Below are 26,277 nucleotides of genomic sequence, written 5' to 3'. Positions count from 1 at the left end.
TCCCGTGAATTACATCAGCCCCTCCCTCACGCGTACCACCACCAGCGCCTCCCTGTTCGAGACGGCGCGCCATGTCATTCCCGGTGGCGTGAACTCGACCGCCCGGGCCCAATGGTCAGGCTGGCTGCCTTATCCCCTGTTCGTCGAGAAGGGGGAGGGATCGCGGCTCGTCGATGTCGACGGCAATCACTACATCGACTATCTCCTCGGGCTCGGCCCGATGATCCTCGGGCATCGCCCGCCCCAGGTGACCCGGGCGGTCGTCGACTTCATCGAGCAGCGCGGCACCGTCTTCGCCTTGCCGACGGCCGACGAGGCGGTCCTGGCCGAAAAGATCGTGGCCGCGGTCCCCGGCGTCGAGCAGGTTCGCCTGTGCAATACCGGCACCGAGGCCGTGCTCTATGCCACCCGCCTGGCGCGGGCCTTCACCAAAAAGCGCAAGATCATCCGCTTCGAGGGCATGTATCATGGCTTTTCGGATGGGGTGTATTGGAGCAAGCATCCCCCCATCGACAAGGCCGGGCCCGATCATAGCCCCAAAGCGGTGGCCCAGGGTCCCGGCATGCCGCGCGGCGTGGAAGAGAACCTGATCATCCTGCCGTGGAACGATGCGCAGGTGCTGGCCGACGTTCTGGCCAAACACGGCGAGGAGATCGCCGGCATCATCACCGAGCCGGTGATGTGCAATACCGGCTGCATCCTGCCCAGGCCCGGCTACCTGGAAGCGATGCGCGATCTCGCCACCCGGCATGACGTCGTGCTGATCTTCGACGAGGTCATCACCGGTTTCCGGCTCGGCCTCGGCGGCGCCCAGGCGCGGTTCGGCATCCGGCCTGATTTGTCGGTGTTCGCCAAGGGGCTCGGCGGCGGCTTCCCGGTGGCGGCACTCGGGGGCAGGAAGGAGATCATGAGCCTGGTCGCCGACGGCACCGTGTCGATGGCCGGCACCTACACGGCCAATGGCATTGCGGTCGCTGCCGCCAATGCGGCTCTGGACGAGCTCGGCCAAAGCGGGGTCTATGAGCGACTGGATGCCGTCTCGGATGAACTGAGGACGGGGCTCGACCTCGTCCTGAAGCAAGCAGGGTTGCCTGCCTACACGGTCGGTCTCGGCCCCTTGATGCAGGTGTGGTTCGCCGACAAGCCGATCCACAATTATCGCGACGCCGAACGTTACGCCGACCAGGGCCTGTTCCGGCGCTGGTTCGAGGGCATGCTGGAGCGCGGCGTGCTCTTCCATCCCGGCGCTTACGAGAACCTGTTCGTATCGACGGCCCATAGCCGCGAGGACGTCGCGGTCACGCTGGCGGCCGCCAGGGATGTCGCCAGCGGCCTCGCGCGGACGATGTGATCGGTCGGGCCATCCGGTGGCTTGCACCTGGCGGCCGGCCGCTTCCGGCCTGCTGCCACGTGCGATGGATTAGCCTTGCATCGCGCCCTCGAACACGAGGGAGCGATGGGCGGATACGCCGGCCATTACGCCGGCAGCCGAAGCCATCGTGGCATTCGCCATCATGCTGGTGACGTCGCCGGCGGCAAAGACACCCTCGACGCTGGTACGCTTCTGGTCATCGACGCTGACGAGAGGCCCGAGGGGACCGTCCTCGATCCGGCAGCCGAGCTGTTCTGCCAGCGGTGACGTCAAGCAGGTTCGCGGCGCAGTGAAGATGGCCCCGACCGGCACCGTCAGGCCATTGGTGCATCGGACGGCCTCGATGGCCGTGCCGGTGCCGATGATCTCGACGGCCGGGCTCTGCTCGACCTTGATGTTGCGAGCGCGGAACAGCGGTAGGAGGTCCTCATCGGGCTCGAACCGCCCTTGGGTGAAATAGACCGTCGGGCCCCAATCCGACACCAGCACGGCCTGATGCGCCGACATCGGATGGTTGGCGATGACGCCGAGGCGGCGATCCGCGACTTCATAGCCATGGCAATAGGGGCAGCTGAAGATGGAAAGGCCCCAGCGCTCGCGCATGCCGGCGATCTCGGGCAATTCGTCCCCGACGCCGGTCGCCAGGATCAGCCGCCGCCCAAGGGCGATGCCCTTTTGCCCGAGGTCGACCTCGAAGACCGCTCCTTTCCGGCGTGCCTGTCGGGCTTGGCCGGCAAGGAAACCGAAAGTCGGATAGGCGGAGAGCTGAGCAAGAGCGGTGCCGATGATCTCGCGCGGCGGGCGTCCATCCTGGCCGAGAAAGCCATGGGCGCTCTCCACGAAGCGGTTTCGCGGCAGGCCGGCATCGATGAGCAGCACCCGGCGTCGAGCGCGGGCGAGCTGCATCGCCGCGGAAACGCCGGCAAAACTGCCGCCGATAATGATGACGTCGTGAGGGGAATGGTCGGCACGGTCGAGAGGCGACACAGTCATTGAAGTACCTTGAGTCCGGTGTTGAGAAACCTTTGCTGGCACGCCTGCCATATACGTATCATTGAAAGTTACATGATAGTTCGGCCGGCGAAGAACGCAACTTTTATTGTTACGAGATTCAATTCCGGTTATCACGGATAGCGGCAACCCATCATCGCCACGGTCCAGCGGCCGGTCGGAGATGCTGAAAGGAAAGGGGACCGAATGGCTCGCGATAGCCGGCTGTCACGCATGCTCCATGTGCTGCTTCATATCGATCAGGCCGAACGCGGGCTGACCTCGGACGAGATCGGCCGGATGCTCGACACCAATCCCGTGGTGATCCGCCGCACCATGGCAGGGCTGCGGGAGCAGGGCTATGTGACCTCGGAGAAGGGCCATGGCGGCGGCTGGAAACTGGCGCGGCCTCTCGGTGAATTCACCTTGCTCGATGTCTATGCCGCCATCGGCGAACCGCCCATATTCGCCCTGGGTCTCGCCGAGGACCACGCGCAATGCCTGGTCGAACAGGCGGTGAATGCCCGCCTCGACGATGCGCTCGGCCAGGCGCGCCAATTGTTGCTCGATCAGTTTGCCAAGGTAACGCTGGCGGATCTCTCCGCCGATTTCCACGTACGCCTGGCCGCTCATGGCGAGCGTCGGTGCAACGCGCATCGGGAGGAACGCTAGAAAGGCCTATTGCGCGAGAGGAGGGGTCAGCCCGCCTTCTCTGCATCCATCCGTCCCGGTGGGCTTCGGACGAATGTGTCCTGTGCGCCCAGCACGCGTCCGTCCTGGGCGCGAAGTTCGAGCCTGCGCACGGGGAGGGCGGTCTTCTTGTCCACCAGCAGTACATGCGCTTCGTCAGGCTCGAAGAAGAAATCCTCCCCCCATTGCCGCAGGGCGACCAGAACCAGGAACAGGCCGCGGCCCTTCTCGGTCAGAACATATTCGTGATGGGGGCCGCCATCGCTGGCAGGCACCAGATCCATGATGCCATGGCTCACCAGATTGCGCAGCCGCGCCGACAGAATGTTCTTGGCCAAGCCTAGATTCTTCTGAAACTCGCCGAACCGGCGCAGGCCATCGATGGCGTCACGCACGATCAGCAGCGACCACCAATCGCCGATCGCATCCAGCGGCCGGGCGACGCCGCACAGGGATTCCTGGTGGCTTATCCTCTTGGCCATGACATTCGTCCACCATTCTCGTCCGCGCTCTCGTTTCGGAATATAGAGGTTGCAAATTAAAACCGCAAGGTTTATCGAATCCATGGTTTCAATCTAAAACCATGGATATGGACATTCTCATGATCGAGGCAGAGGCCACCTTCGATAGGACCTTTCCGTTCGCCCCGCACTTCACTGACGTGGCTGGCTTTCGAATGCATTATGTCGATGAAGGACCCGGCGATGGCGAGCCCATCTTGTGCCTGCATGGCGAGCCGACCTGGGGCTATCTTTTCCGCAATCTGATTCCTGTGCTGAGCCGGACGCATCGCGTGGTCGTTCCCGATCACATGGGTTTCGGCAAGAGCGAGACGCCGCAAGGGCGCAGCTATTGGCTGCAGGATCACATCGACAATCTCGAGCGCTTCGTCCTTGCCCTCGATCTCGGCAACATCACCCTCGTCATGCATGATTTCGGCGGCCCCGTCGGCATGGGACTTGCTGCGAGGCAACCGCAACGGATCCGGCGGATCATCTCGGCCAATGGGCCGACGCCCTTCGGGCAGGCCGATCTGGTCGAACGCCTCACGGCCAATGCGCAGGTGTCGCCCTGGTTCCAGTGGATTGCTCGAGCCCATGCCGGGGGTGTGCTGACAGGGGTGCTTGGCCAGCTCGGCTTCAACATTTTGAGCACGTTGAAGCTGAACGGCTTCGAGAACAATGCCATTGTCACCGACGCTTGGCTCTCAGCCTATGGTGCTCCTTTTTCGGAGCCGGCCGAATGCCTGGGTGCAATCGGCTGGGCCGAGGGCTTTGCCCTGGGTATCCACCGCTTCGAGCAGCCCAGCCCGGCTGCCATCGAGATCATTCGCGACAAGCCTGCTTTGGCGATCTGGGGGGAGGCGGACCGCACGCTCCAGGCCGGGCATTTCCTGCCCTTGTTCTCCGAGCTTTTCCCTCGGGCGCCCATCGAGCGGCTGAAGGGAGTGGGACACTACTGCTTCGAAGATGCGCCGGACACCCTTGCCGATCTGATCGGCAATTTCATTTGCCGGTCGTGAGATCGCGTAGCAGTCGCGCGGTGACCACCCTGCAGTCCTATGGCTTAGCCGAGTGCGTAGGGTCTCCGCCGCGCGGGTGAGTGTCCACGCATGCGGGATGATCGGCTTGCCATATCAAGGTCATGCCTCCAGGCTAGAACGTCAGGATAGTTCCTTGATCCTTAGAATAAAAAATCCATGTAATGTATTGAGATATATGAATTAATGTGTGCTTCCTGCTGGATTGCGTTGGTGGTGAGACGGCCGACCCTCAATCCGGCAAGACAGCATCCGATCGTTTTTTCAACGATCCGATACCCGCCATGAGGAATTCGTCATGCCTGTCGGCCAGTATAAACTCCTCCTGCCATTCCTACCCCTTGCCATGCTTGCTCTGGCGGCTTGCGCCTCCAATGCCGCACGGCCGGGACAGCCTCCAGCCTGCGTGGCGGAGGCGGCGCAACGCCTGGTGGGTCAGCCCAAGCCAACCGATGATGTGGCCAGGAAACTGACCGGTGCCCAGATCGTGCGCCAGATCAAGCCAGGCCAGGCCGTCACCTTCGATTTTCGTCCGGACCGGGTCACCATCACCACCAACCCGGCGACCGGGCGGGTGGTCAGCGCCGGTTGCGGTTGATTGAAGGTCGCCCTTCCATCCTCTCGGAAGGGCACCGAGGCGATGGGCCGGTTACATCCAGCTCCGGCCGTCGCCGCTGGAGCAGCCATAAGGCGGCAAGCGGTCGCCGAAACGCTTTTGCAGCTGATAGCACCCCCATTTGCGCAGGGCCATCGGCATGCGGCTGTTGAGCTCGATGCCGACTTCGTCGAGCGGGTCCTTGGCGGCCGTCACATAGTCGTACCAGCGATAGCCGGCCGTGCCGACGATGGCGATGACGGCCACCACCACGATCATGATGAGTTTTCGCAAGATCAGCATATTGAATACCTATGGCCTAATGACATCGAAGGAGGGCTGGCTCAGTTTCCCGTGCCGAGCATGGAAGAACGGAATTTCTGTTGGAGGGCCATCACGGCCTGCCCCTTGGCGTTGAAATCGTTGAGCAGAGGCTGCAGGGACGCCAGGGTCTTCTGATCCTTGGCAGTGATCATCATGCCGGTGACTTCGAGCTTGTCCTTGTGGCTTGCGATGAAATCGGAGAGCTGCAACGCGGCGGCAATCATGTCCTGGACCGGCGGCAGCATCTGCTTGACGCTGCTGGCCACGTTCGTCACGTCCCGCTCATAAGCCTTGTCGAAAACGGCCTTGAGATCTTCGGGCTGCTTGAGCTGCGCCTTGGCGTCATTGGCCTTGGCAAGGGCCTGGTCGATGGCACCACCAAGCTCGCCGATGAGATTTTGTACGGCGACCAGATCCTCGCGTCGCGACGCCAGATCGCTCATCGAACGGATGGAGCCCTTCGCCATGATGGCGCTGAAGCGCTGCTGCAGATTGCCTGGCTCACCGGTCGGGCCTGCCGCAAAGTCGGTGATGATGGCATAGTCCTTGACGTAGGGGCCGAAGGCGTCCTTCTGATTGCCGCTCAATTGCGGCACATGAGCGCCCGGCTTGTCGAGGATGCGGGTCTGCAGGAATTCGATGAATTCCTTGCGCTGGCTGGGTTCCTGGTCACCGCAGGCCGAAAGGGCAAGGCAGAGCAGAATCCCCAGAAAGGCCAAGGGGCGGGCAAACGAGTTCATACTGTCGATTCCAGGCAATTCGAATTGAGTGATTTGAAGAGAAATTCCAGAAAGAACATTGAAATTATAGCAATTTCACCCTCTGGAGGCGGCGCGGACACGGTCGAGGGGGAGGAGGCAGGGCAAGCGTACCTAGCATGCCATGTCATTCATTCAAGCTTTGTGCGCTACCGGTTCCGCTTTCAGGTTTCAGCACCGGGCGACGCCTGAGCCCTGACGTCTGCTGAGTTGTTCATCGAACAAGAGCATATTGAGGCCTCCATGCACGACGACATCGCCGCGACATCGCTTTCCTCGACGGTTTCCGCTCCTGCGGCATGTTTCCTCAGCGAAATCTGGCGCGCGGTCGGCGGGGATCCGGCACATCTCCGCCATCTGGCGATAAACGGTACCGGCGCTCTGCCCTCGATATTCCACGTCACCGATCTCGCCAGCGCTGCCGTGGCGGCCGCTGGCCTCGCCGTCGCCGAGTTGGTATCGCTGCAACTGGGCAGATTCCCTGCCGTGCAGGTCGATCGACGGCTGGCCTCATTCTGGTTCCTTACCTCGTTACGGCCCCAGGGCTGGTCGATGCCGCCGCAATGGGATGCCTTAGCCGGCGATTATCAGGCGGCGGATGGCTGGATCCGGCTGCATACGAACGCCCCGCATCACCGTGATGCGGCCCTCGCCGTCCTGAAGACGCCAGCGGATCGCGAGGCGGTGGCTGCCGTGGTGAAGCAATGGCCGGCCGTGGCCCTGGAGACAGCCATCGTCGCCGGGAATGGCTGCGCCGCCGCCATGTACACGCTCGAACAATGGGTCGATCACCCACAGGGAAGGGCCGTCAATGCGGAGCCGCTGCTGCATCGTAGCAGCAGCATCGGCGGCAACCGACTGCGTGCGACATTGTCGGCTGGCCGGCCCTTGCAGGGTATCCGCGTGCTGGACTTGACGCGCATTCTTGCCGGGCCCGTCGCGACACGCTTCCTCGCCGGCTTTGGGGCCGAGGTCCTGCGCATCGATCCGCCTGGATGGGAAGAGCCGGTCACCGTACCGGAGGTGGTGCTCGGCAAACGCTGTGCCCGGCTCGACCTGAAAAACCCGGATGATCTGCATGCGCTGGAACGGTTGCTCACGCGAGCGGACATACTCGTTCACGGCTATCGGCCCGATGCCCTTGCCCGCCTCGGGCTTGGTTCTGCGCGCCGGCGCCAGCTCAATCCCGGGCTAATCGACGTCTGCCTGGACGCCTATGGCTGGAGCGGGCCGTGGCAGGGTCGCCGGGGCTATGACAGCCTGATCCAGATGAGCACGGGGATTGCCGACGCAGGCAGGCGGGCAGCAGGGCGCGATCGTCCGACACCACTGCCGGGACAGGCGCTCGACCATGCCACGGGCTATATCCTGGCGGCAGCGGCCATCCGCGGCCTGGTGGAGCGACTGCAGACGGGGCAGGGATGCGAGGTGCGGGGATCGCTGGCTCGGACCGCACGCCTCGTGGTTTCAAATGGAAACCAGTCAGTCGCTATGGAAGCGCCGGCATCCGAGCAACCCTCCGACTGGTCCGACATTGTCGAGCAGACAGGCTGGGGGCCGGCCCGGCGCATCCGCCCGCCGGTCGTGATCGCGGATAATCCCATGGCTTGGGACTTACCCGCATCGAAGCTGGGATCGTCTGTGGCGGCTTGGCTCGCCGACAAAGCCTGACGCATCAGCAGCACTGCGTTCGTGCCCGAACCCATGGCGCCGAAGATCCTGTTTCTAAAGCGTTTTGCGATTTGGTGGAATCACCAAGAATCGCAAAGGCGCCTTAGCCAATCCTTTGGATCGGCCTTGGGAACAAGGAGTTAGAGCAAATAGGCGTTCACACTTGATCGCGCTTTGCTCTAAGGCCGGGCCAGCGAGGCGCGCTTGTGCGCCGGATGATTCCAATAGGTCGTCTGGCCCTGATAGGCCGAGACGCCGGCAATGGCCGTGGTCACCATGGCCACCGCGAGTGTCGCGACGATGCAGGCGGCGAAACAGTACTGGCGACGGGCAATCCTCCGGCCAGCCTTCCCGGCCTGGGATTGTCCCTCGATAAGGTCCAGCAACGTTTCTTTCCGCACCAAGATCTCGCCCTCGAACTGTCGACATGACGTAACGACAAGGCAGAACGCGACAGGGCTCGTCAGTGCGATTTCGCACATTGCGATCATCACCCGATCACAACGGCTGGAAAAGCAGCCGGGACCCAGTCTGCGGGCGACGTTTTGGCACGGCACTACCGCGGACCCGCAGAGGCGCGAGTTCCCCTGGTAGCCTATCCTGGCCGCGATATCACGGCCCTTAAAAGCCCATGCCACCGCCGCCCGGCATGGCCGGTGGCGCCTCCTTGCCGGGCAGTTCAGCCACAAGCGCCTCGGTGGTGATCAGCAAGGCAGCGATCGACGCTGCACCCTGCAGGGCCGTCCGCACCACTTTGGCTGGATCGATCACCCCGGCCCGGACGAGATCCTGATATTCGCCCGTATAGGCATTGTAGCCCCAATTATAGCTGTCCTTTTCCAGAAGCTTGCCGATGATGATGCTGGCGTCGGCACCGGCATTCGCCGCGATTTGCCGGGCTGGCACTTCGATTGCACGTCTGACGATGTCGACACCGGTTTTTTGGTCGCTATTGCCCGGTTTCAAGCTGCCCAGGGCGCCGAGCGAGCGCAGCAGGGCCACGCCACCGCCGGGCAGGATGCCTTCCTCCACGGCCGCGCGGGTTGCGTGAAGCGCATCGTCGACCCGGTCCTTGCGCTCCTTGACCTCGACTTCGGTGGCGCCCCCCACCCGGATCACCGCCACGCCGCCCGCCAACTTGGCCAGGCGCTCCTGCAGCTTCTCCCGGTCGTAGTCGGAGCTGGTCTCCTCGATCTGGGCGCGGATCTGGCCGAGGCGGGCCTGGATCTCCGCTTTCTTGCCGGCGCCGTCGACGATGGTGGTACTTTCCTTCTCGATCACCACCTTCTTGGCCTGCCCGAGCATTGGCAGCCCGACATTCTCCAGCTTGATGCCGAGATCCTCGCTGACGACCTCCCCGCCGGTGAGAATGGCAATGTCCTCGAGCATGGCCTTGCGGCGGTCGCCGAAGCCGGGTGCCTTGACGGCGGCGATCTTCAGCCCGCCGCGCAGCTTGTTGACCACCAGGGTGGCGAGGGCCTCGCCTTCCACATCCTCGGCGATGATCAGCAAGGGGCGGCCGCTTTGCACGACGGCTTCGAGCAAGGGGAGCAATGCTTGAAGACTGGAGAGCTTCTTTTCATGGATCAGGATATAGGGGTCTTCGAGGTCGGCTCGCATCTTCTCGGCATTGGTGACGAAATAGGGCGAGATGTAGCCCCGATCGAATTGCATGCCCTCCACCACCTCGAGTTCGGTAGCCAGCGCGGTTGCTTCCTCGACGGTGATCACGCCCTCATTGCCGACCTTCTTCATCGCCTTGGCGAGGAATTCGCCGATCTCCGCGTCCCCGTTGGCCGAAATCGTGCCGACCTGGGCGATCTCGTCGTTCTTGGTGACCTTGCGGGCATGCGTTTTGAGATCGGCGACCACCGCGTCCACCGCCATGTCGATGCCCCGCTTGAGATCCATCGGGTTCATGCCGGCCGCCACCGCCTTGGCGCCTTCGCGGACGATGGCCTGGGCGAGAACCGTGGCGGTGGTAGTACCGTCACCGGCCGCGTCGGACGTCTTGGCGGCGACCTCGCGGACCAGTTGCGCGCCCATATTCTCGAACTTGTCGGCGAGTTCGATTTCCTTGGCGACGGTGACGCCGTCCTTGGTGATGCGGGGGGCACCGAAGCTCTTTTCGATGACGACATTGCGCCCCTTGGGACCGAGCGTCACCTTGACCGCATCTGCAAGCAGGTCGACGCCCTTCAACATCTTCTCGCGCGCTTCGGATGAGAACTTCACGTCCTTGGCAGCCATGACAATCCCTCCCTGGAATGGCTCGACCTTCGGCAAGACTGCGCTTTTTTGCGCTAACTTGTTGCTTTGACGCGGTTTTGCGACTTGGGAAATATCTTCATCGCATCGCGACATGCCCGAGCATGTTGCGATTTCTCCGAATCGATCTTTTCCACATTCCCTGTTTCGACGTGTCTTGTTGATGGAGAAGTCTATCAACTTTTTGGGGGAAACGCTTCAGTCTGGATATTGTTCTCGTTCAGTCGTTCCGTGGCGACCTTGTCTGTTCTGGCTCTCGAATTCCTGGTGGCGGAGGAGCAGGGGAGCGGGATCGTCCTCAACTGCCGGAAGGCAAAGCCGAAGGTGCAATGATCCTGCAAGGAACGCGGTATGACGATCTGTCGACGGGGAGAAGGCGGGATATTTCGCATTTCAACCGATCTGGCGGTTTGCCAAGCACGATCGAGGGTGTAATGCTGCCCGCATTCCACGACTCGCAAGCAACATACATTCCCGAATGAAACCCCCGTCCAAGCCTTTCTTCGTCGAGGTCAGGCGTTCGCGATCGATTCCGGCCCAGGCCTCTCCACCCGCGCGACCGACGTCGTCTTGGGAGGACGCGCCCGAGCCTGCCGGTGCGCGATCCAAGGCCTGGCAACATGCCGAGCAGTTCTTTCAGCCTCGAGCCACCGAGCCCGGGCCGTCAGAGCAGGAGCCCCTCGCTCCTGTTGAGCCTGTGCCCATTCCGGCCCAGGCCGTGGTCGAGCCCAAGGACGAGACTGCCCATGTCGAGGCGCGCGACGGGAAGGGCGATAAGAACACCGTCAAACGCAGTCGCAAAATGGCGAAAGCCCCGGTGCTGCCGCCGGAGGAAGCAAGGGTTATTCCGGTAAGGAAGGCACGCAGGAGCAAGGCATCGCAGGAAGAGCATCCCCCGGTGCATTCCCAGCTGGCTCCTGATGTGGCCCCCGGGAACGATCAGGAACCGCCATCTTCCAATCTGCCGGAAGAAGTCAAGACTGCTCCGCGCAAGAAAGCTCCCGCCTCGGAAACACCGCTGGATGAGGTTTCCTCCGAGGATGCGGCCGAAGCGGGTGCGCGCAGGCCTTTGTCGGCTCGCGCCGCTCGCTCCGCTGCCAAACCCGCGGAACGCTGGACCTGCCGGTTGCGGCATGTCCGCCGGAATCTGGGCTCTGGCCGCATCGGGCAACTGCGTCCGTAGCCCCGAAGGGGCATCGCCTTTTGACCGGGATGGCTGATACGAGTTATCGGCCTGGCAGGTCGCGCCGACCTGTGCCGATGCCGACATGGCTTGGCGGTGTACTAGGTCTTGGCCGTTCGGCAGCGCGGGGTGATGGTGCATACGGAACAAGGCATTCTCAAAGTCTCGATCGCCGTCACCATTTTCGTAGCCGGGTTCGGCGTGGTGTTCGGCCTGCTTTCTGGTTCCTTCTCCATCGTCTTCGACGGCGTCTATATGCTGGTCGACGCCAGCATGAGCGGCCTGGCGCTGATTGTGGCGAGCCTGATCGCCACCAATTCGTCCCCGGCCACAGCCGTGGGAAAGCTGCATGAGCGCTTCACCATGGGCTTCTGGCATCTGGAGCCGATGGTTCTCGGCCTCAACGGCGCCATGCTCATCGGGGCGGCCATTTATGCGATGATCAATGCCATCGGCAGTCTGATGGTCGGCGGCAGGGATCTCCAATTCGGATATGCCATCCTCTATGCCGCCGTGGCCTTGGCTGCCTGCATCGCCATGGCGGTGATCGAAACCCGGATGAACCGGACCATCCGCTCCGATTTCGTGGCGCTCGATGCCAAGGCCTGGATCATGTCAGCCGCGATCACGGGGGCGCTGCTTCTGGCTTTCTGCATCGGCTATGCGATCGAGGGCACGCGCTTCGACTGGCTCACCCCCTATGTCGATCCCGCCGTCCTGCTTCTGCTCTGCCTGGTCATCATTCCTCTGCCGGTTTCGACCGTCAGGCAGGCCCTGTCCGAGATCCTCCTGGTAACGCCGACGTCCCTCAAGGACCATGTCGACGCCGTCGCCAAGATCTTCGTCACCAAATACGGCTTTCTGACTCACAAAGCCTATGTCGCGAAGGTCGGCCGAGGTCGGCAGATCGAGCTCTATTTCATCGTGCCGTCCGGCCGGCCAGCCACACGCTTGGAGGAATGGGACCGCATCCGTGACGAGATCGGCGAAGCGATCGGCGGCGAAAGCCGGGATCGCTGGTTGACCATCGCCTTTACCACGGATGTCGAATGGGCCGTGTAGAACGGGCAGAGGATACCAGCGCCGCCTCTGCGAGAGCTGATCATATCTATAATTATGGTTTTATATCAATGAATTACATTGATATAATAATATTTTAGGTTGGATTTTCTCAAGCCAGGATCTTTGCCTTGAGCCAAAGGAAAAGCGGCAGGCGAGCCCATTGCCTGAGGCGGTCTGCATTCTCCATATCGGGAATGGGCTCGCGCAGGGCCGTAATCGCCAGGCCCGCCCGCGAGAGGGCAGAGACATAATTCTCAAGCGGTTGCGACCAGCCGGCAAAGTGCATGCGAAGTCCGTCATGCTCTTCTTCGCCTTCGAAGCGAACCCGGCCGTAATAGCTGCCTTCCAGGATGAAGGGCGCATCCGGCTCAGGGCCTGCGAAGCGGCCACGGTCCCGGAAGGGATGCACCAGCGATATCAGGAACTCGCCGCTCGGCTTGAGGACACGTCGGGCTTCGGCAACGGCCGCCGGTACATCCTCGACATCCATCAAGACATTGTAGGCCACCACCAGATCGAAGCTGGCCGCGGCAAACGGTAGTTTTGCAGCTCCTGCAACGGCGTAGGCGTCGGCTGATTCCGCCTGCCGCGCGGCATCGACCATCGGCGCCACGGCGTCCGTTGCCGTCACGTGGTAGCCCAGCTTGCGCAGTTCGCGACTGACCCGGCCTTCGCCGCAGCCTATCTCCAGAGCCTTGCCTTGCCCGGCACCGATGAAGGCAAGCAATGACTGGCGATAGGCCCAGAAAGCGTCATGGCCCGGCGATCGCGCCCAGGCGATCCACTGTTCGGCAATACGCGTCCAATGGGCCTCGTCCGCTGAACGGTCCATTTCGTCTCACTCCGATCAGATTGTGCTGATTCGAAGGAGCGAGCCTAAAGCAAAGTGCATTCGGGCGGGAAGGGCTGCACCTAACCCGCTGTTTCGGCACTTCTTTGTGCTCGATGACGGTGCATCGACACCTCCGGACAACCGCGCAGGCCTGGCGAATGATCCGTGCGGTTCTCTGCCCTTCTCGCAGACCAAGCGTCAAAGCAGCGCGGTTTCCGCATCATGCGACGAAATTGCTTGCGGGCACGACAGCGCTTGGCGCAAGGACAATCGGGAAACGGCCGGCCGTCATGGACTCCACGATGCAGCGGTCAAGTCTTGGCCACGAATCAGATCTTGGCCGCGAAATTGCTTGGGGGCAGCGGTCCATGGTTCAGGTCATCAGGCAATCGGGCGACGTATTGGTGCTCGGTGCCGGTATCGTCGGCGTCTCGGTTGCTCTGCATCTTCAGAAATTGGGGCGATCCGTCGTTCTCGTCGACCGCCGTCCTCCAGGCGAGGAAACCAGCTACGGCAACGCGGGCCTGATCGAACGGGCCAGCGTCATTCCCTATGGCTTTCCACGTGAGCTCTCGACGATTCTCCACTATGGGCTGAATCTATCTGCGGATGTGCGCTACCATTGGCGCTTCCTGCCCAAGGCCCTGCCGTGGCTCGCGCGCTTCTGGTGGGAGTCCTCGCCCAAGCGGCTGCGCCGGGCTGCCCTCGATATGCTGCCCCTGATCGAGCATTCGGTGGAGGAGCACGCCAGGCTGATGGCCGATGCCGGTATTTCCGAGCAATTGCGACCAACCGGCTGGATGGAGGCCTATCGCAGCACCGCGGCCTTCGAGAAGGCCTGTTCGGCGGCTAGGCAGCTCGACGAATTCGGCTTGCGCTACGACCTCCTTGCCGCTTCCGCACTGCGTGAGAGGGAACCGAGCCTGGCGGGTGTATTCGCGGGTGCGGTGCATTGGCGCGATCCCGCCACGATTGCCGATCCTGGCCGGCTGGTGAAGGAGTATGCTGCGCTTTTCGCCCGCAATGGCGGCAGCTTCGTCGAGGCCGACGCGACAGCCCTGCGGCAGGAAGAGGGCGGCTGGAGTCTGGAGACGCCGGAGCACCACTATCACTGCCGCGAAGCCGTCGTGGCCCTTGGGCCATGGTCGGACCGGCTCTACACGAAATTCGGCTATCGCGTGCCGCTTGCGGTCAAGCGCGGCTATCACGTGCATTTCAATCCGGCACCCGGCGCCGTCCTCAATCGGCCGATCGTCGACATCGAGCGTGGCTATCTGCTGGCGCCGATGACCCGGGGCATCCGGCTGACGACGGGAATCGAGTTCGCCGCACGCGATCACGCGCCGACGCCGGTACAGCTCGACCGGACCGAGCCGCATGCCCGCGAGGTATTTCCACTCGCGCAACGTGTCGAGGCTGCGCCCTGGATGGGATCGCGCCCCTGCCTGCCGGACATGCGTCCCGTGATCGGCCCGGCTCCACGCCACAAGGGCCTGTGGTTCGCCTTTGGCCACAACCATCATGGCCTGACGCTCGGTCCCGCCACGGGGCGACTGCTGTCGGAAATGATGGCGGGATTGCCCACTTTTGCCGATCCGACGCCCTTTGCAATGAACCGGTTCGGCTGAAAGACATAGGGAGTGCAGGCCGGCACCAGCGCCGTTCAGCCATGGGCCCGCTTTGCTCGAGGCGGCAAGGTGCTGCGGATCCTGGCAAAGAGGGCGGCTGGCAGAACCGGCTTGTGCAGCAGGGGGATGCCGCTGGCCTCCGCTTCGCGTAGCCGCTCGGGCGCGGTGTCGCCCGTGATGAGGATGGCGGGCAGGTCGGGGATCCGTTCCCGGAGGATGGCAATCGCTTCCGCGCCGGTTCGCTGCTCGCGCAGGCGGTAATCGCAGATCACCAGATCCGGTGCCATGCGGTCGAGGCAAAGCCGCGCCTGCTCGATGCCTTCCACGGCCTCGCACCGCGCGCCCCAGGTTTTCAGCAGGCGCAACATGCCCTCACGAACGGCTTCGTCGTCGTCGATCACGAGGATCCGGCACGGTGTGCCCAGCGTCGTGTGGTCGTTCGCGAACGCGGACGGCTCGGGATCGGCCTGCATGCCGGACTGCCCGGCTGCAAGAGGCAGAATAAGAGCGAATTTGCTGCCGCGGCCAACCACCGAGCGCAATCGCAATTCATGATTGGCGGCCCGGGCGAGACGCTCGGTGATAGCCAATCCCAGGCCGAGCCCCTTGCGGCGATCGCGCTCGGGATTGCCGAGCTGATGAAATTCTCGAAAAATTTCCTGCTGGTTGTCGGCCGCGATGCCGATGCCGCTGTCCCAGACCTCGACATGGACCTGGTCGGAGCGGCGCCGGCAGCCGATCAACACACCACCGCGTTCGGTGTAGCGAATGGCGTTGGAGATCAGGTTGCGCAGGATCAGCTCCACCAGTGCGGGGTCTGATTCCACCATCACATCGGTATCGCGCTGACGGTAGACGATGCCTTTTTCATCCGCCGACGGGGCAAGTTCGGTACCGATCCTGTTGAGCAGGGGCTGGAGTTCGAAACAGCGCTTGCTCACCGTGACCACGCCGGCTTCGAGCCGCGAGAAATCGAGCAGCGTGTTGAGCATGTCGCCCGAAGCACTCGAGGCGGCGCGGGCATTGTCCAGGATCTCGCGTTGCTGCGCCGTCAACTGGCCACGGGCGAGCACTTCCAGGAACAGGCCCTGGGCATGGATGGGTTGGCGCAGATCGTGGCTGGCGGCAGCCAGGAATTTCGATTTGGCCTGGTTTGCGGTTTCGGCCTCGAGGCGGGCGGCCTGGGCGATTGCCGTCTCCTGGCGCAGGCGCTCTACCAATTCGTTGTTCTCGAACCGCAGCTCCGCCAATTTCTGGAAGGTCTGCGACGCGCTGCGCGCCGAAGCGATGATGGCGATGCAGAACAATATGCTGCCAATCGCCATGCCCCAATACATGGGATCGCCGAGCGTGACCAATTTGAGGGAGAGCATGGCGATGAACACGACCGAATAGCCGACAAAGGCCGGCAGCACGGGCGCCATGAAGGAGAGGGAGCCAGCCTGGATGCCGGCCATGAAACACAGAAGCAGGGCGATGGCGAGGGGCGAAGCCTGATCAAAGGCGATCCAGGGCAATATGCCCCGCAGGACGCCGATCGCCGTGGCAAGCAGGACGGCATAACGCTGGTAGCGACCGGCCTCGGCAACAGGATCCGGACTGTCACGGAAGCGGTTGGCGAGCAGGCGCAGAAAAGGCACGGGAAGAAAAGCGCAGACTGCCCAGATCGCCAAGGGAAGCACGGGGGCATTCAGGGCGAAGATGACGGCCATCGCCGCATTGCCGATGCCGCCGATGATGAAGGCAAACGGAGCCGTGCCAAGCATGAAGCGAAGCTGCTCCGCAGCGATGCGGGCGGGAACCGGCTTGAACAGGAGCGCTGCCATTCAGCGTATCAGGCCGCGTTCGCGGGCCGTGGCCACCGCCTCCGCCCGGCTCGCCACGTCGAAAGCCGCCAGCAGGGCCTGGACGTGCACGCGTACCGTGTTTTCCGACAGGTTGAGGTGGCGCCCGATCACTTTGTTGGAATAGCCCCGGCCCAATTGGTCGAGAACCTCGTATTGGCGCGGCGTGAGCTGGGCCTGGCTTCTGGCGAGCGGATGAGCGATCTCGCTGGGGGCCGTCTCTCCTCGCAGGGCACTTTCGACGGTCGCGACGATACGATCGGTCGGCTCGGCCTTAGACAGGAAGGCCGCCGCGCCCTTGGCGAGGGCCTCCGCCCGAGTGCCGACATCGTCATGCGAGGTGAGGATGATCACAGGTGCGCCTGGCCAGCGTCGCCTGAACACGGCCAATCCTTCCATGCCGCTCAGGCCGGGCATCTCGATATCGAGCAATACCGCATGAGGCCGTATCTGGTCCTCGGCAATGGCCTGGGCGATCGAGGCGGCCTCGCGGATCATGGCGTGCGGCAGCCCTTGCTCGAGCACCAGGCGCAAGCCGGCGCGCAGGAGCGAGTGATCATCGATCAGGAGTAAGTGCAGCGGCGATGGGGCGTGCATGACACCCTACTTTAGGCTAGTTGCCGACCTTAGACCATTAGTCCATGCAGACTAGTCCAAGACAGACTATGGAAAATGAGCTAAGAGTTTTCTAAAGTCGCTTTGACCAACGGGTTGGAGTTGAGTGGAGCAACTTGGCGGGATTGGTCTCACGACGAGCTTGCCGGCCGATTGCGGCTAAGGCGCTTGCCGCAAGAGAATCGGATGGTTGAGGTTTTCACCTCGTCGATCTATCGCCGATCCGGGCCAAGCAGGCTGCATTCCCAATGGTAGCCAGCGTGACAGGGGGGCGCACTATGTACTTCGGCAATTCGCTGCCGAAGTTCTCATGGTCCATTTTCTTGCTGAAAGACTCCTCCCGTGGAACCGATCCCCACTTCCCATGCTCCCGAACACGACCGGCAGGGCGCGCCGTGGACGATTGCCGTCATCGATGACAAGCAACTCACCCGCAGCTGTCTGATACACAGCCTCGTCTCTGCTGCCCCTGCCTTTTCTGCCCTGGGATATGCCAGTCTGGCGGATTGGCACCAGAGTGAGGAAGGCTACGGCCCGTGCATTGTCCTGTTTTGCGTCACGGGTCAGAAGGCAACCGAGGCGGTCGTGGGGCTCGATCTCGATTTTGTGGCCCAACATTGCGGTGACGTTCGGGTGATCGTGGTTTCCGACATCGAGGATCCCCGGCTGGTCGTGGCGGCTCTCGGCAAGGGGGCACGGGGCTATATCGGCATGAGCTCCAGCCTCGATGTTGCCCTGGCGGCTATACGCCTGGTGGCGGCAGGTGGCATCTTCGTCCCGGCAAGCGGCCTGCTGCCGTCGAAGTCACGGGCTGGTTTCAGCGGAGAGGAAAGCCAGGACGAAGGCGTGTCTCGGCAGGCGGCCTTCACACCCAAGCAACTGGCGGTGATCCAGCGATTGCGCCAGGGCGAGTCCAACAAGATCATCGCCTACAAGCTCAATATGGAGGAATGCACCGTCAAGGTGCATATCCGCAACATCATGCAGAAGATCCGGGCGCGCAATCGCACGGAAATCGCCTATATGACCAACGATCTTTTTGACGGCGACGCCCACTGATCCAATCGGAAGGGGCAACCGAGTTCGGTTCCGGTCGCCGGGATCGGGGCGTTGCAGGCTTCAGAAGGCAACCGCCTCGACGATGCGGACACCGGATCGTCGGGCTCGCGCCACCAGATCTGCGCAATCCTTGCCGCCCGGAAAAGCAATCACCACGAAGGGCTCGTAGAAATTGAGCATGTGCTCGTTGCGCAGCGGTCCCGCGGATGTGCCATATCTGAGCCAGGACGCGCGCTCGACAATCGACCTGACCCGATGGGCGACGGCCCACTTGGTTGCCAGCAGGTCAGCGCCACGCTTGCCGGCATGAACGATACGAAATTCTCCCTCATCCGCCAGCAGGCGGTCCAGGATGGCGAAGACGCGTTGCTCATCGATGGTCTCGTCATCACCACAGACGAGCACGGTTCTGGGCTTGCCTGGCGGCAGGCGCGGGATCTTCTCGCCGGAAGGCTGCAGCAGCGAGAGATGTCTGTTGTGCATGTCGATCGTCATGAGTGCCACCGCCCGGACCTGTGACCGCTTTGAAGCGCAGTTTCTCTATTCTTCTTCGCGTTGATGCATTTTCTTGAGCAGAATTTCCCCGATCTCCCGGGGGGATGTCGCGGGTCCTGCCGTGATCCTTGATACCGAACCTGCATGTTGGCCGAAGACCGGCCTGTATCTGGTTCGGGTCAAACCTCTTGGCTCTTCCTTGCCCGCCATTAGATCAGCCACCGGCGTGACAGGGGTGTGATCCGATTGTCCGGAGCCCACTACCGCATGATAAGGCAAGGCGAGCGAAGGCGAGTCTCGTCGTGAAAGTGCCCCATCAGCGCCCAACTCTCATGCCACTCTGGCGGTGTCATCGAGATCTGATCTCTGTCATTCACCCCCCCCTCCATTGGTATCCGCCGCCCTTGCTGAGTATCGCCGACGCCCTCATTCACTCTCTGACATCCATCATACTCGCCCTGGCGGCCATCCGCGTGACGGGCATCATGGCCCTGGCAGTGGCCGGCTTGCTGGTGGTGGGCGTAGTAGCCACCACAATCCGGCGAAGAAGGCGCGGTTGAGGCACCGGCCGTCAGCATCCATGATTGAGCGTTACCGAATCCGCTCTTCGCCCGCCGGCTCGCGCTGATAGGTCGCCAGGACCTGCCGCAGCTTGCGCCCCAGCAACAGGAGAGCCGCCAGGCCGGCGCAAAGGCCTAAGCCGAAAGTGACGATCTGCAGCGCCGACAGCTGTCCATCGAGGCTCGCGCGCAGTCCCGCACCGGCAGCGACCTGCAGGGCGATGCCGGGCAGAATGCCAAGCCCGGTCGCGATCAGGAACGGGCCGAAGGCGGTCGAAGTCGAGCCGAACACGAAGCTCACCAGGCTCGATGGCGCAATCGGCGCGAAACGGCATAAAAGCACGATACGCCAGCCACTTATCCGAACAGCTTCACGAAGCGGCTCGAGCAGGCGCCAGCGCCGGGTGAGCCGGTGCCCGTAGCGGCGACCAACGGCGAGGCCGAGCCAGTAAGCCACGGATGCGCCGAGGATGGATCCGATCAGGGCAAGCGGGATGCCGTATAGACCATAGGCGGAACCGGCCACGATGCAAAGCGCGGGCCGGGGCAGCAGCGAGACCGCACTGACGAAGAAGAGCAGCAGCATCAAGGCTGCTCCCCACTCGCCGGCAAAGCTCAATAGATCCGCCTGCATGCCCAAACCAGTCCCGGTGTCGTTCGCCGTTCATATCGTGTCTCGGGCAGGATGCAACCTCGATGGCTTTTGCTCAAGAGACATTCACGCGGCCTGTGGCCGGATGTGAAAGCGATGCCGGCATCCAGGCAGCATGCCGATCATGCCTCGTGCCAACAAAGAACCCGGCGTGTCGGGCGCCGGGTCAAAAGTTGGTTGCTATGCCGCCGATTTGCGGCATGGGTGCACACTATTGTCAGACGATGTGACACAGCCGTGAAAGTACCGGCGCCAAGGCGTCCTGTAATCCGACAACCTTGCCAGGATTCGCAAATGCACATCGAAACAAAGGGTTAGGACCGGCAAGAGGCTGGTCCCTCTCTGGAACACAGCCGGTCAGAGAATGGTTTCGAGAATATCGGCCGCGTCGCCGATATCGGCCTGGACGGCACGAACCGCACCATCCCGATCTCCCGATCGCAGTGCGTCGACGAGGATACGGTGGTGTTTATTCGAGACGACGAAATTGCCGCGTTCCTGCAGCAGGTTGAAATAGGGGCTGACCTGGAGCCAGAGGGTCTCGATGATGCCGAACAGTGTCTCCGAGCCGCTCGCTTGGTAGATCTCGAAATGCAGCGCCCGGTTGGCGCGCAGATAGATCTTCCGGGCTTCCTTGTTCGGCTTGATGTTGTCCATCTCTTCGACCAGTTCGTCCAGCCGGGCGAGTGTTGCGGGCTGGAGGTTGGGCGCGGCCCAGGATACCGCCAATCCTTCGATTTCCAGGCGAGTGCGCGTCAGGTCGGCCAATCGTTCTCGGGTCAGATGCGGAATGCCGAGGCTTCGCCCGGCGACCACCGTGAGGGCCTTTTCCGCCGTCAGGCGTAGAATGGCCTCGCGCACCGGCATGGCGCTGACGCCGAAGGCATCCGCCAGCCACTGGATGGTAATCGACTGGCCGGGCGCCAGGTCGCCATTGAGGATCAGTTCCTTGGCCTGGCGATAGACGTCCTCCTGCATCGTGGCGCGCTGCACGCGGACGACCGAGAGCGGTTCTCGCGCCTTGGACCTGATTTCGCTCATGACACCTCCGCGTTGCAATCCCGGGACGGGATTCTCGTCTTGTAGGTCGGTTCGCCGTTCCAAGAAAGCGTCACCGGGCTTGCTAAAATTCTGATCTTTGATTTATGATCAAAAGTAGCTCACAGAAGCTGACTTATCAACGAGTCGAAGTGCCCGCCGCAACGAAGCGGGCTGACAGGGAGGGAAGAATGGGACTGGTGAAGCGCGGTGCTGCCCTGCTGGGCGCGGGACTGCTCGGCCTATGCGCCCTTGGCGGGCAGGCCGAAGCCAAGGACAAATACAAGATCTATCTGTCGATGAGCTATATCGGCAATGATTGGCAGGGCGAGGCCGCCAACATGGTCAAGGCCATGGCCGCCAGCAAAGAGATGGCCGACAAGGTCGATCTCCAGGTCCAGGTCGCCGGCCCCAATGCCCAGCGCCAGATCCAGCAGATCAACGCCATGGTCCAGGCCGGTGCCAAGGCCATCGTTGTTTTCCCGATCTCGCCCACGGCCTTGAATGCGGCCGTGAAGAATGCCTGCGGCAAGGGCGTGGTGGTGATCGCCTATGATGGCGAGATCACCGAACCCTGCGCCTACAACGTCACGATCGACCAGGCCGAGGCAGGGCGGGTCACGGCCGAATGGCTGGCCAAGAAACTGAACGGCAAGGGCAACATCATCGCCATCACCGGCGTGCCCGGCACCTCGGTCGATACGCTGCGCACCAAGGCAGCCAAGGAGGTGTTTGCCAAATATCCCGACATCAAGATCGTCAACGAAGCCGTCGGCATGTGGAGCCAGGCGGTGGCTCGCACCGAATTGTCCAAGATCATGGCCACCCGTAAATGGGACGAGATCGACGGGCTGTGGATGCAGGTGGGCTGCTATACCGCCAATACCATGCAGATCGAGGCCGGCGCGACCCCCGATAAGCTCAAGCCCTGTGCCGGCGAGGGCTCGAATGGCGGCCGCATCCAGATGCTGCCGGTGGGCACCGAGGTCGAAGGCGTCAACGGCACATATACCCCGATGGCTGCGCCCCGAATTTCCTATGCCTCGCCGCCTTACTCGGGTGGCCTGGCCCTGAAGCTTGCCGTCGCCAAGCTCGATGGCAAGGACATTCCCAAGCACACGGTGCTGCCTTTGCCGATCGTGACGAACGAGACGATCAAGCTCTGCCAGGAAGGCAGCTGGGCGGAGATGAAGGCCGGCTGTAACGCCTTCAAGCCCTCTCTGGTTTCCAACCCCGGCTGGTTCGCCTCGATCTATTCGGCCGAAACGCCCGAGCTCGGGCTGTCGGCGGCGCTGGTCGGCCAGCCCGAGAATTGAAGGCAGGGCGGTCCGCGCCCTCGTCCAAATCCGAGACTCTCCTTCTCCTCTTGCGGGAGAGGGAGAGACACCTTGTTGGTCTCGATGTGAGCCTCCCGGTCAGGATGAGGCGCGCAGATACCGCAAATGAGTTCAGGACCGGCTCGCATGTCATCCCCATCCGTTCAGACGGCTTTGCCGAAAACGGCGGTCGCGGCCCGCGATATCAGCCGTTCCTTCGGGCCGACCATCGCCGTCGACGGCGTCTCCTTCGAGGTCAGCGCCGGCGAGACCCATGCCCTGCTGGGCGAGAACGGCGCCGGCAAGTCGACGCTCGTCAAATTGCTGTCCGGCCTGATCCTGCCGAGTTCGGGCCATTTCGAGATCTTCGGCCAGCAGGCCATGCTTGGCAGCCCGCGCGCGGCCCATCGGCTCGGCATCCAGACCGCCTTCCAGGAATTGACCATCGTCAAGGACCTGACGGTGCTCGACAACATGCTGCTGCCTTATCCGCCGACCCTGCTCGGCCAGATCCGCCGCGCCGAGGCCCGCCGCCAGGTGGCTGAACATCTGGACGCGATCGGCCTTGCGGCGATCGACCTCGACACCGACCTGCGCGATCTCGATCTCAACCTGCGCCAGAAGATCGAGATTGCGCGCGCCTTGTTTCGCCGCCCCAGGATCCTCCTTCTCGACGAGCCGACCTCCACGCTCTCCGGCCGGGACATCGACTGGCTGGGCGGCCTGATCGACGGGCTGAAGCGCGATGGCGTCACGGTCGTCTTCATTTCCCACCGCATGGCAGAGGTGAGGGCCTTCTGCGATCGCGTCACGGTCCTGCGTGGCGGCAAGCATATCGCCACCGCCAGCCTTGCCGATGTCGCCGACGAGGACCTGATCGGCATGATCGCCGGCCGGGAGCTCGGCCGCTCCTTCCCGCCCAAGCCGCCGGTGCCCGCGCTGACCGGCGATCCCGTGCTTTCGGTAAACGGCCTCAATACACACAAGAGGCTCGAAAGCGTCGGCTTCGACCTGCGCGCAGGTGAGATCCTCGGCGTCGCCGGCCTCCAGGGCATGGGCCAGCTCGAGCTTTTCTCGGCCCTGTTCGGCATGGAGGAATATCGCGGCGAGATCCGCATCGACGGACAGCCGGTGACGCTGACTTCCCCGCGCGACGCCATCGAGGCGCGCATCGGCATCAGCCTGGTTCCCGAGGACCGCAAGACCGAAGCCCTCTTCCTCAAGCTCGACGGGCAGCGCAACGTCTCCCTGCCGGTGATCGAGCGCTATACCAGGTTCGGCCTGATCGACGAGGCCGGCGAGGAGAGGGATGTCGCCCGGGTCTTCGGCCGGCTCAACGTGCAGATGCGCGCGCTGTGGACCAGCGTGAAGTCCTTCTCCGGCGGCAATCAGCAGAAGATCGCCATCGCCAAATGGCTGTTCGCGCAAAGCCGCGTGCTGCTGCTGTTCGATCCGACCCGCGGCATCGACGTCGGGACCAAGCATGAGATCTACGCCTTGATCCAGCAATATGCCGCCGCGGGCGGCGCCGTCCTGTTCCATTCCACCGAGATCGCCGAGCTCGACCATCTCGCCCATCGCGTCCTCGTGCTCTATCGCGGCAAGGTTGCGGCCGATCTCACCGGCCCCGCGATTTCCGAGGACGCCATTCTGCGCGCCACGCTGGGCAGCGCTGCCACGATCCGGGAGGCATCATGAGCGCGGCCCAAGCCGATATGTCCCTCAAGCCGTCGCCCCCCAGGCGCGCGGTCCTGCGTTGGGCGCGCCATCGAGGCACATTGATCGCCATCGCGGCTTTCCTGGTCTGCCTCGGGCTGATCCGCCTCGTCAGCGGATCCCTCAACTATTACGACATCTCGACCATCGCCACGGGCGGGGCGACGCTGGCAACGGCCGCGATCGGCCAGACCGTCGTGGTCTTGTCGGGCGGGTTCGACCTGTCGGCCGCCGCCGTGATCTCGCTGGTGAACGTCACACTGGCGAGCCACATGCAGGACGATCCATCCAGCATCCTCCTATGGTCCTGCGCCGGCATCGCCATCGGGGCTGCGGCGGGTGCCTTCAACGGCTTCTTCATCGCCTTCCTGCGTCTTCAGCCGATCGTCGTGACGCTTGCGACCATGTTCATCCTGCAGGGCGTGACGCTGCTGGTGATGGACAAGCCGGGTGGCCAGCTTCCCGCCGGGTTCAGTGCCTTCTTCACGGCGGACGTCATCCCCGACTGGCTGCCGGGCCCGGTTCTGATGCTCGTCCTCCTGGTGCTGGGCTGGTTTCTCCTCAAGAACACCATCTTCGGCAAGGCGATCTATGCCATCGGCTCGGACCGGGACGCGGCGCGGGCAGCAGGTCTCGACACCCGCCTGTGCGAGTTCTTCGTCTATGTCCTGGCCGGCGGGCTCTACGGTTTGGCCGGCGTGTTCATCAGCGCGCAGACCGGCTCGGGCGATCCGCTGGTCGGCAATCCCATGCTGCTGCAGATGTTTGCGGCGGTGGTGGTGGGCGGCACCTTGCTGGGCGGCGGGCGCGGCGGGCCGGTCGGCACCATCTTCGGCGCCTATGTGCTGATGATGGTGGTCAACATCCTGCTCGTCCTCAACGTGCCGGCCTTCTATTCCTCCGTGGTCGAGGGCACCATCCTGATCCTGGCGGTGTTGGGCGCTTCGATCACCCGCACCTCGGTGCTCGCCTCGACCTTGCGCCTCGGCGGCCATCGCCTGTCGGCCTGGCGTCAGGGGCGTCTGCCTCGGCAGCTGACCCTGCCGGAAACGCGGCTGCGGCTGCCGGACGAGCCCGCTCGAGCCGCACGATCTCAAGTCGCGCGTCCCAGCTTCTGGATCCGCCGCCAGGAGGATCTGCGCACCGTCCTGCCGGCCTTTGCCTGCTTTGCGATCGTTCTCGTCGTCAGCCAGTTCGTGCTCGGCAGCACCCTGCTGTCATGGGGCTACTACAATTCGCTGATCGTGCTGGCGAGCTTCCTGGCCATTCTCGCGCTCGGGCAGGGCAGCGTGATCCTCACCGGTGGCCTCGACCTCTCGCTGCCATGGACGATCGCCTTCTGCGGCATCGTCAGTGCCGGCCTGATGAAGGGATCTGACAGCGCCATGCTCTATGCCCTGCCTCTGGCTCTGGGGATCGGCACGTTCATCGGCCTCATGAACGGTCTCGGCATCGTGGCCCTCGGTCTGTCGCCGATCGTGATGACCCTGGCGATGAACGGCATCCTGCAAGGCTTTGCGCTCGTCTATTCCGGCGGCACGCCCGACGGCTTTTCGGCCCCCGGCCTGCGCTGGATTATGACCGGCCAGGTGATGGGCATGACACCGATCGTCCCCCTCGTCATCCTGTTCGTGCTCGTTGCCACGATCCTGCTGGGTCGCACGGCCTTCGGCCGGCGTGTCTACGCCATCGGCAACGGCATGCGTGCCGCCGAGCTTTCGGGCGTTCCCGTCGGGGCGACCCTCGTCAAGGTCTATATGCTGTCGGGTTTCTGCGCGGCGCTCGTGGGCTGCCTCCTCGCCGGCTTCTCCGGCCAGGCGAGCCTGGGCATGGGCGATGACTATCTCCTGCCTTCCATCGCCGTCGCCGTGGTGGGTGGCACACTGATCACCGGCGGGCGAGGGCGCTATATCGGCATGATCGGCGGCGTGCTGCTGCTGACGGCCTTGCAGACCCTGCTCGCCGGTACCACGCTTCCCTATGCCACACGCGCAATTCTCTATGGCGTGGTCGTGCTTTGCGCGGTTATCACATTGCGCGAGAAAAACACCTGAACATATTGCCATACA

At 63.1% G+C, this 26,277-nt stretch carries 25 protein-coding genes; 13 read left to right on the top strand and 12 right to left on the bottom strand.

The window, feature by feature from the left end; all coding sequences use genetic code 11:
- Positions 1–4 precede the first annotated feature (4 nt).
- Positions 5–1,351 carry an aspartate aminotransferase family protein gene (locus QM672_RS25525; protein ID WP_415085957.1) on the top strand — a complete coding sequence of 449 codons (1,347 nt, stop codon included), beginning with the start codon at positions 5–7 and terminating at the stop codon, positions 1,349–1,351.
- 69 nt (positions 1,352–1,420) lie between these two features.
- Here QM672_RS25525 and QM672_RS25520 read toward each other — a convergent pair whose 3' ends face one another.
- Positions 1,421–2,365 carry an NAD(P)/FAD-dependent oxidoreductase gene (locus QM672_RS25520; RefSeq protein WP_415085955.1) on the bottom strand — a complete coding sequence of 315 codons (945 nt, stop codon included), beginning with the start codon at positions 2,363–2,365 and terminating at the stop codon, positions 1,421–1,423.
- Positions 2,366–2,569: 204 nt separating this feature from the next.
- Here QM672_RS25520 and QM672_RS25515 point away from each other — a divergent pair, with 204 nt between their 5' ends.
- A complete protein-coding gene (locus QM672_RS25515) occupies positions 2,570–3,034 on the top strand; it encodes an Rrf2 family transcriptional regulator (RefSeq protein WP_415085954.1) in 465 nt (154 codons plus the stop codon).
- 26 nt (positions 3,035–3,060) lie between these two features.
- Here QM672_RS25515 and QM672_RS25510 read toward each other — a convergent pair whose 3' ends face one another.
- The gene (locus tag QM672_RS25510) at positions 3,061–3,534 is read right to left on the bottom strand and encodes a winged helix-turn-helix transcriptional regulator (protein ID WP_367624343.1); all 474 of its coding nucleotides are present in this window, start codon (positions 3,532–3,534) and stop codon (positions 3,061–3,063) included.
- 119 nt (positions 3,535–3,653) lie between these two features.
- On the opposite strand from QM672_RS25510, the gene QM672_RS25505 reads away from it, so the two are divergent.
- Both QM672_RS25505 and QM672_RS25500 read left to right on the top strand, forming a co-directional pair.
- Positions 3,654–4,574 carry an alpha/beta fold hydrolase gene (locus tag QM672_RS25505; protein WP_367624344.1) on the top strand — a complete coding sequence of 307 codons (921 nt, stop codon included), beginning with the start codon at positions 3,654–3,656 and terminating at the stop codon, positions 4,572–4,574.
- Between the two features lie 316 nt (positions 4,575–4,890).
- Positions 4,891–5,190, top strand: a complete 300-nt coding sequence (locus tag QM672_RS25500) for an I78 family peptidase inhibitor (RefSeq protein WP_415085952.1) — start codon at positions 4,891–4,893, stop codon at positions 5,188–5,190.
- A gap of 51 nt (positions 5,191–5,241) precedes the next feature.
- Here the strand turns inward: QM672_RS25500 and QM672_RS25495 are convergent, their stop codons facing one another.
- Together QM672_RS25495 and QM672_RS25490 are read right to left on the bottom strand one after the other, a co-directional pair.
- Complete coding sequence (locus QM672_RS25495) at positions 5,242–5,490, bottom strand: hypothetical protein (RefSeq protein ID WP_245196957.1); 249 nt, start codon at positions 5,488–5,490, stop codon at positions 5,242–5,244.
- 41 nt (positions 5,491–5,531) lie between these two features.
- Positions 5,532–6,251 carry a DUF3053 family protein gene (locus tag QM672_RS25490; protein ID WP_311945111.1) on the bottom strand — a complete coding sequence of 240 codons (720 nt, stop codon included), beginning with the start codon at positions 6,249–6,251 and terminating at the stop codon, positions 5,532–5,534.
- A gap of 261 nt (positions 6,252–6,512) precedes the next feature.
- On the opposite strand from QM672_RS25490, the gene QM672_RS25485 reads away from it, so the two are divergent.
- Positions 6,513–7,940 (top strand): CoA transferase, encoded by a 1,428-nt coding sequence (locus QM672_RS25485; RefSeq protein WP_415085949.1) that lies wholly within the window; start codon positions 6,513–6,515, stop codon positions 7,938–7,940.
- A 179-nt stretch (positions 7,941–8,119) separates the two neighbouring features.
- Here the strand turns inward: QM672_RS25485 and QM672_RS25480 are convergent, their stop codons facing one another.
- Entirely contained in the window at positions 8,120–8,326 is a 207-nt protein-coding gene (locus tag QM672_RS25480) for a hypothetical protein (RefSeq protein WP_367624347.1), read from the bottom strand.
- Between the two features lie 235 nt (positions 8,327–8,561).
- On the bottom strand, positions 8,562–10,190 hold the full coding sequence (gene groL / locus QM672_RS25475) for a chaperonin GroEL (RefSeq protein ID WP_311945107.1): 1,629 nt from the start codon (positions 10,188–10,190) through the stop codon (positions 8,562–8,564).
- A gap of 736 nt (positions 10,191–10,926) precedes the next feature.
- On the opposite strand from groL, the gene QM672_RS25470 reads away from it, so the two are divergent.
- Positions 10,927–11,391: a hypothetical protein gene (locus QM672_RS25470; RefSeq protein WP_415085946.1), complete on the top strand. Its 465-nt coding sequence runs from the start codon at positions 10,927–10,929 to the stop codon at positions 11,389–11,391.
- Between the two features lie 132 nt (positions 11,392–11,523).
- Positions 11,524–12,453, top strand: a complete 930-nt coding sequence (locus QM672_RS25465; protein ID WP_376717800.1) for a cation diffusion facilitator family transporter — start codon at positions 11,524–11,526, stop codon at positions 12,451–12,453.
- A 109-nt stretch (positions 12,454–12,562) separates the two neighbouring features.
- Here the strand turns inward: QM672_RS25465 and QM672_RS25460 are convergent, their stop codons facing one another.
- Positions 12,563–13,285 (bottom strand): class I SAM-dependent methyltransferase, encoded by a 723-nt coding sequence (locus tag QM672_RS25460; protein WP_311945103.1) that lies wholly within the window; start codon positions 13,283–13,285, stop codon positions 12,563–12,565.
- Between the two features lie 368 nt (positions 13,286–13,653).
- Here QM672_RS25460 and QM672_RS25455 point away from each other — a divergent pair, with 368 nt between their 5' ends.
- Positions 13,654–14,913: an NAD(P)/FAD-dependent oxidoreductase gene (locus QM672_RS25455; protein WP_367624350.1), complete on the top strand. Its 1,260-nt coding sequence runs from the start codon at positions 13,654–13,656 to the stop codon at positions 14,911–14,913.
- Between the two features lie 35 nt (positions 14,914–14,948).
- Here the strand turns inward: QM672_RS25455 and QM672_RS25450 are convergent, their stop codons facing one another.
- Together QM672_RS25450 and QM672_RS25445 are read right to left on the bottom strand one after the other, a co-directional pair.
- On the bottom strand, positions 14,949–16,739 hold the full coding sequence (locus QM672_RS25450; RefSeq protein WP_311945100.1) for a hybrid sensor histidine kinase/response regulator: 1,791 nt from the start codon (positions 16,737–16,739) through the stop codon (positions 14,949–14,951).
- Positions 16,740–17,354, bottom strand: a complete 615-nt coding sequence (locus QM672_RS25445; RefSeq protein ID WP_311945098.1) for a response regulator transcription factor — start codon at positions 17,352–17,354, stop codon at positions 16,740–16,742. It abuts the gene before it with no gap.
- Between the two features lie 360 nt (positions 17,355–17,714).
- Between QM672_RS25445 and QM672_RS25440 the strand changes: the two genes are divergently transcribed.
- Positions 17,715–18,431, top strand: a complete 717-nt coding sequence (locus tag QM672_RS25440) for a response regulator transcription factor (protein WP_311945096.1) — start codon at positions 17,715–17,717, stop codon at positions 18,429–18,431.
- Positions 18,432–18,491: 60 nt separating this feature from the next.
- Here QM672_RS25440 and QM672_RS25435 read toward each other — a convergent pair whose 3' ends face one another.
- Positions 18,492–18,926, bottom strand: a complete 435-nt coding sequence (locus tag QM672_RS25435; protein ID WP_311945095.1) for an SLOG family protein — start codon at positions 18,924–18,926, stop codon at positions 18,492–18,494.
- A 404-nt stretch (positions 18,927–19,330) separates the two neighbouring features.
- On the opposite strand from QM672_RS25435, the gene QM672_RS25430 reads away from it, so the two are divergent.
- Positions 19,331–19,486 carry a hypothetical protein gene (locus tag QM672_RS25430; protein WP_367624351.1) on the top strand — a complete coding sequence of 52 codons (156 nt, stop codon included), beginning with the start codon at positions 19,331–19,333 and terminating at the stop codon, positions 19,484–19,486.
- Positions 19,487–19,517: 31 nt separating this feature from the next.
- Here QM672_RS25430 and QM672_RS25425 read toward each other — a convergent pair whose 3' ends face one another.
- Positions 19,518–20,120: a TVP38/TMEM64 family protein gene (locus tag QM672_RS25425; protein WP_367624352.1), complete on the bottom strand. Its 603-nt coding sequence runs from the start codon at positions 20,118–20,120 to the stop codon at positions 19,518–19,520.
- 375 nt (positions 20,121–20,495) lie between these two features.
- Positions 20,496–21,179 (bottom strand): GntR family transcriptional regulator, encoded by a 684-nt coding sequence (locus QM672_RS25420; protein ID WP_311945093.1) that lies wholly within the window; start codon positions 21,177–21,179, stop codon positions 20,496–20,498.
- Between the two features lie 188 nt (positions 21,180–21,367).
- On the opposite strand from QM672_RS25420, the gene QM672_RS25415 reads away from it, so the two are divergent.
- The 3 genes from QM672_RS25415 (at position 21,368) to QM672_RS25405 (ending at position 26,262) form a co-directional block, all read left to right on the top strand.
- Positions 21,368–22,492, top strand: a complete 1,125-nt coding sequence (locus tag QM672_RS25415; protein ID WP_415085942.1) for a sugar ABC transporter substrate-binding protein — start codon at positions 21,368–21,370, stop codon at positions 22,490–22,492.
- A gap of 147 nt (positions 22,493–22,639) precedes the next feature.
- Positions 22,640–24,190, top strand: a complete 1,551-nt coding sequence (locus QM672_RS25410) for a sugar ABC transporter ATP-binding protein (RefSeq protein WP_311945091.1) — start codon at positions 22,640–22,642, stop codon at positions 24,188–24,190.
- Positions 24,187–26,262, top strand: a complete 2,076-nt coding sequence (locus tag QM672_RS25405; RefSeq protein WP_415085940.1) for an ABC transporter permease — start codon at positions 24,187–24,189, stop codon at positions 26,260–26,262. The genes QM672_RS25410 and QM672_RS25405 overlap by 4 nt, the downstream gene beginning before the upstream one ends.
- Positions 26,263–26,277: the final 15 nt, after the last annotated feature.

Source organism: Labrys sp. (in: a-proteobacteria), assembly GCF_047605565.1.
Lineage (GTDB): Bacteria > Pseudomonadota > Alphaproteobacteria > Rhizobiales > Labraceae > Labrys > Labrys neptuniae.
This window is presented reverse-complemented; position numbering and strand designations above follow the sequence as displayed.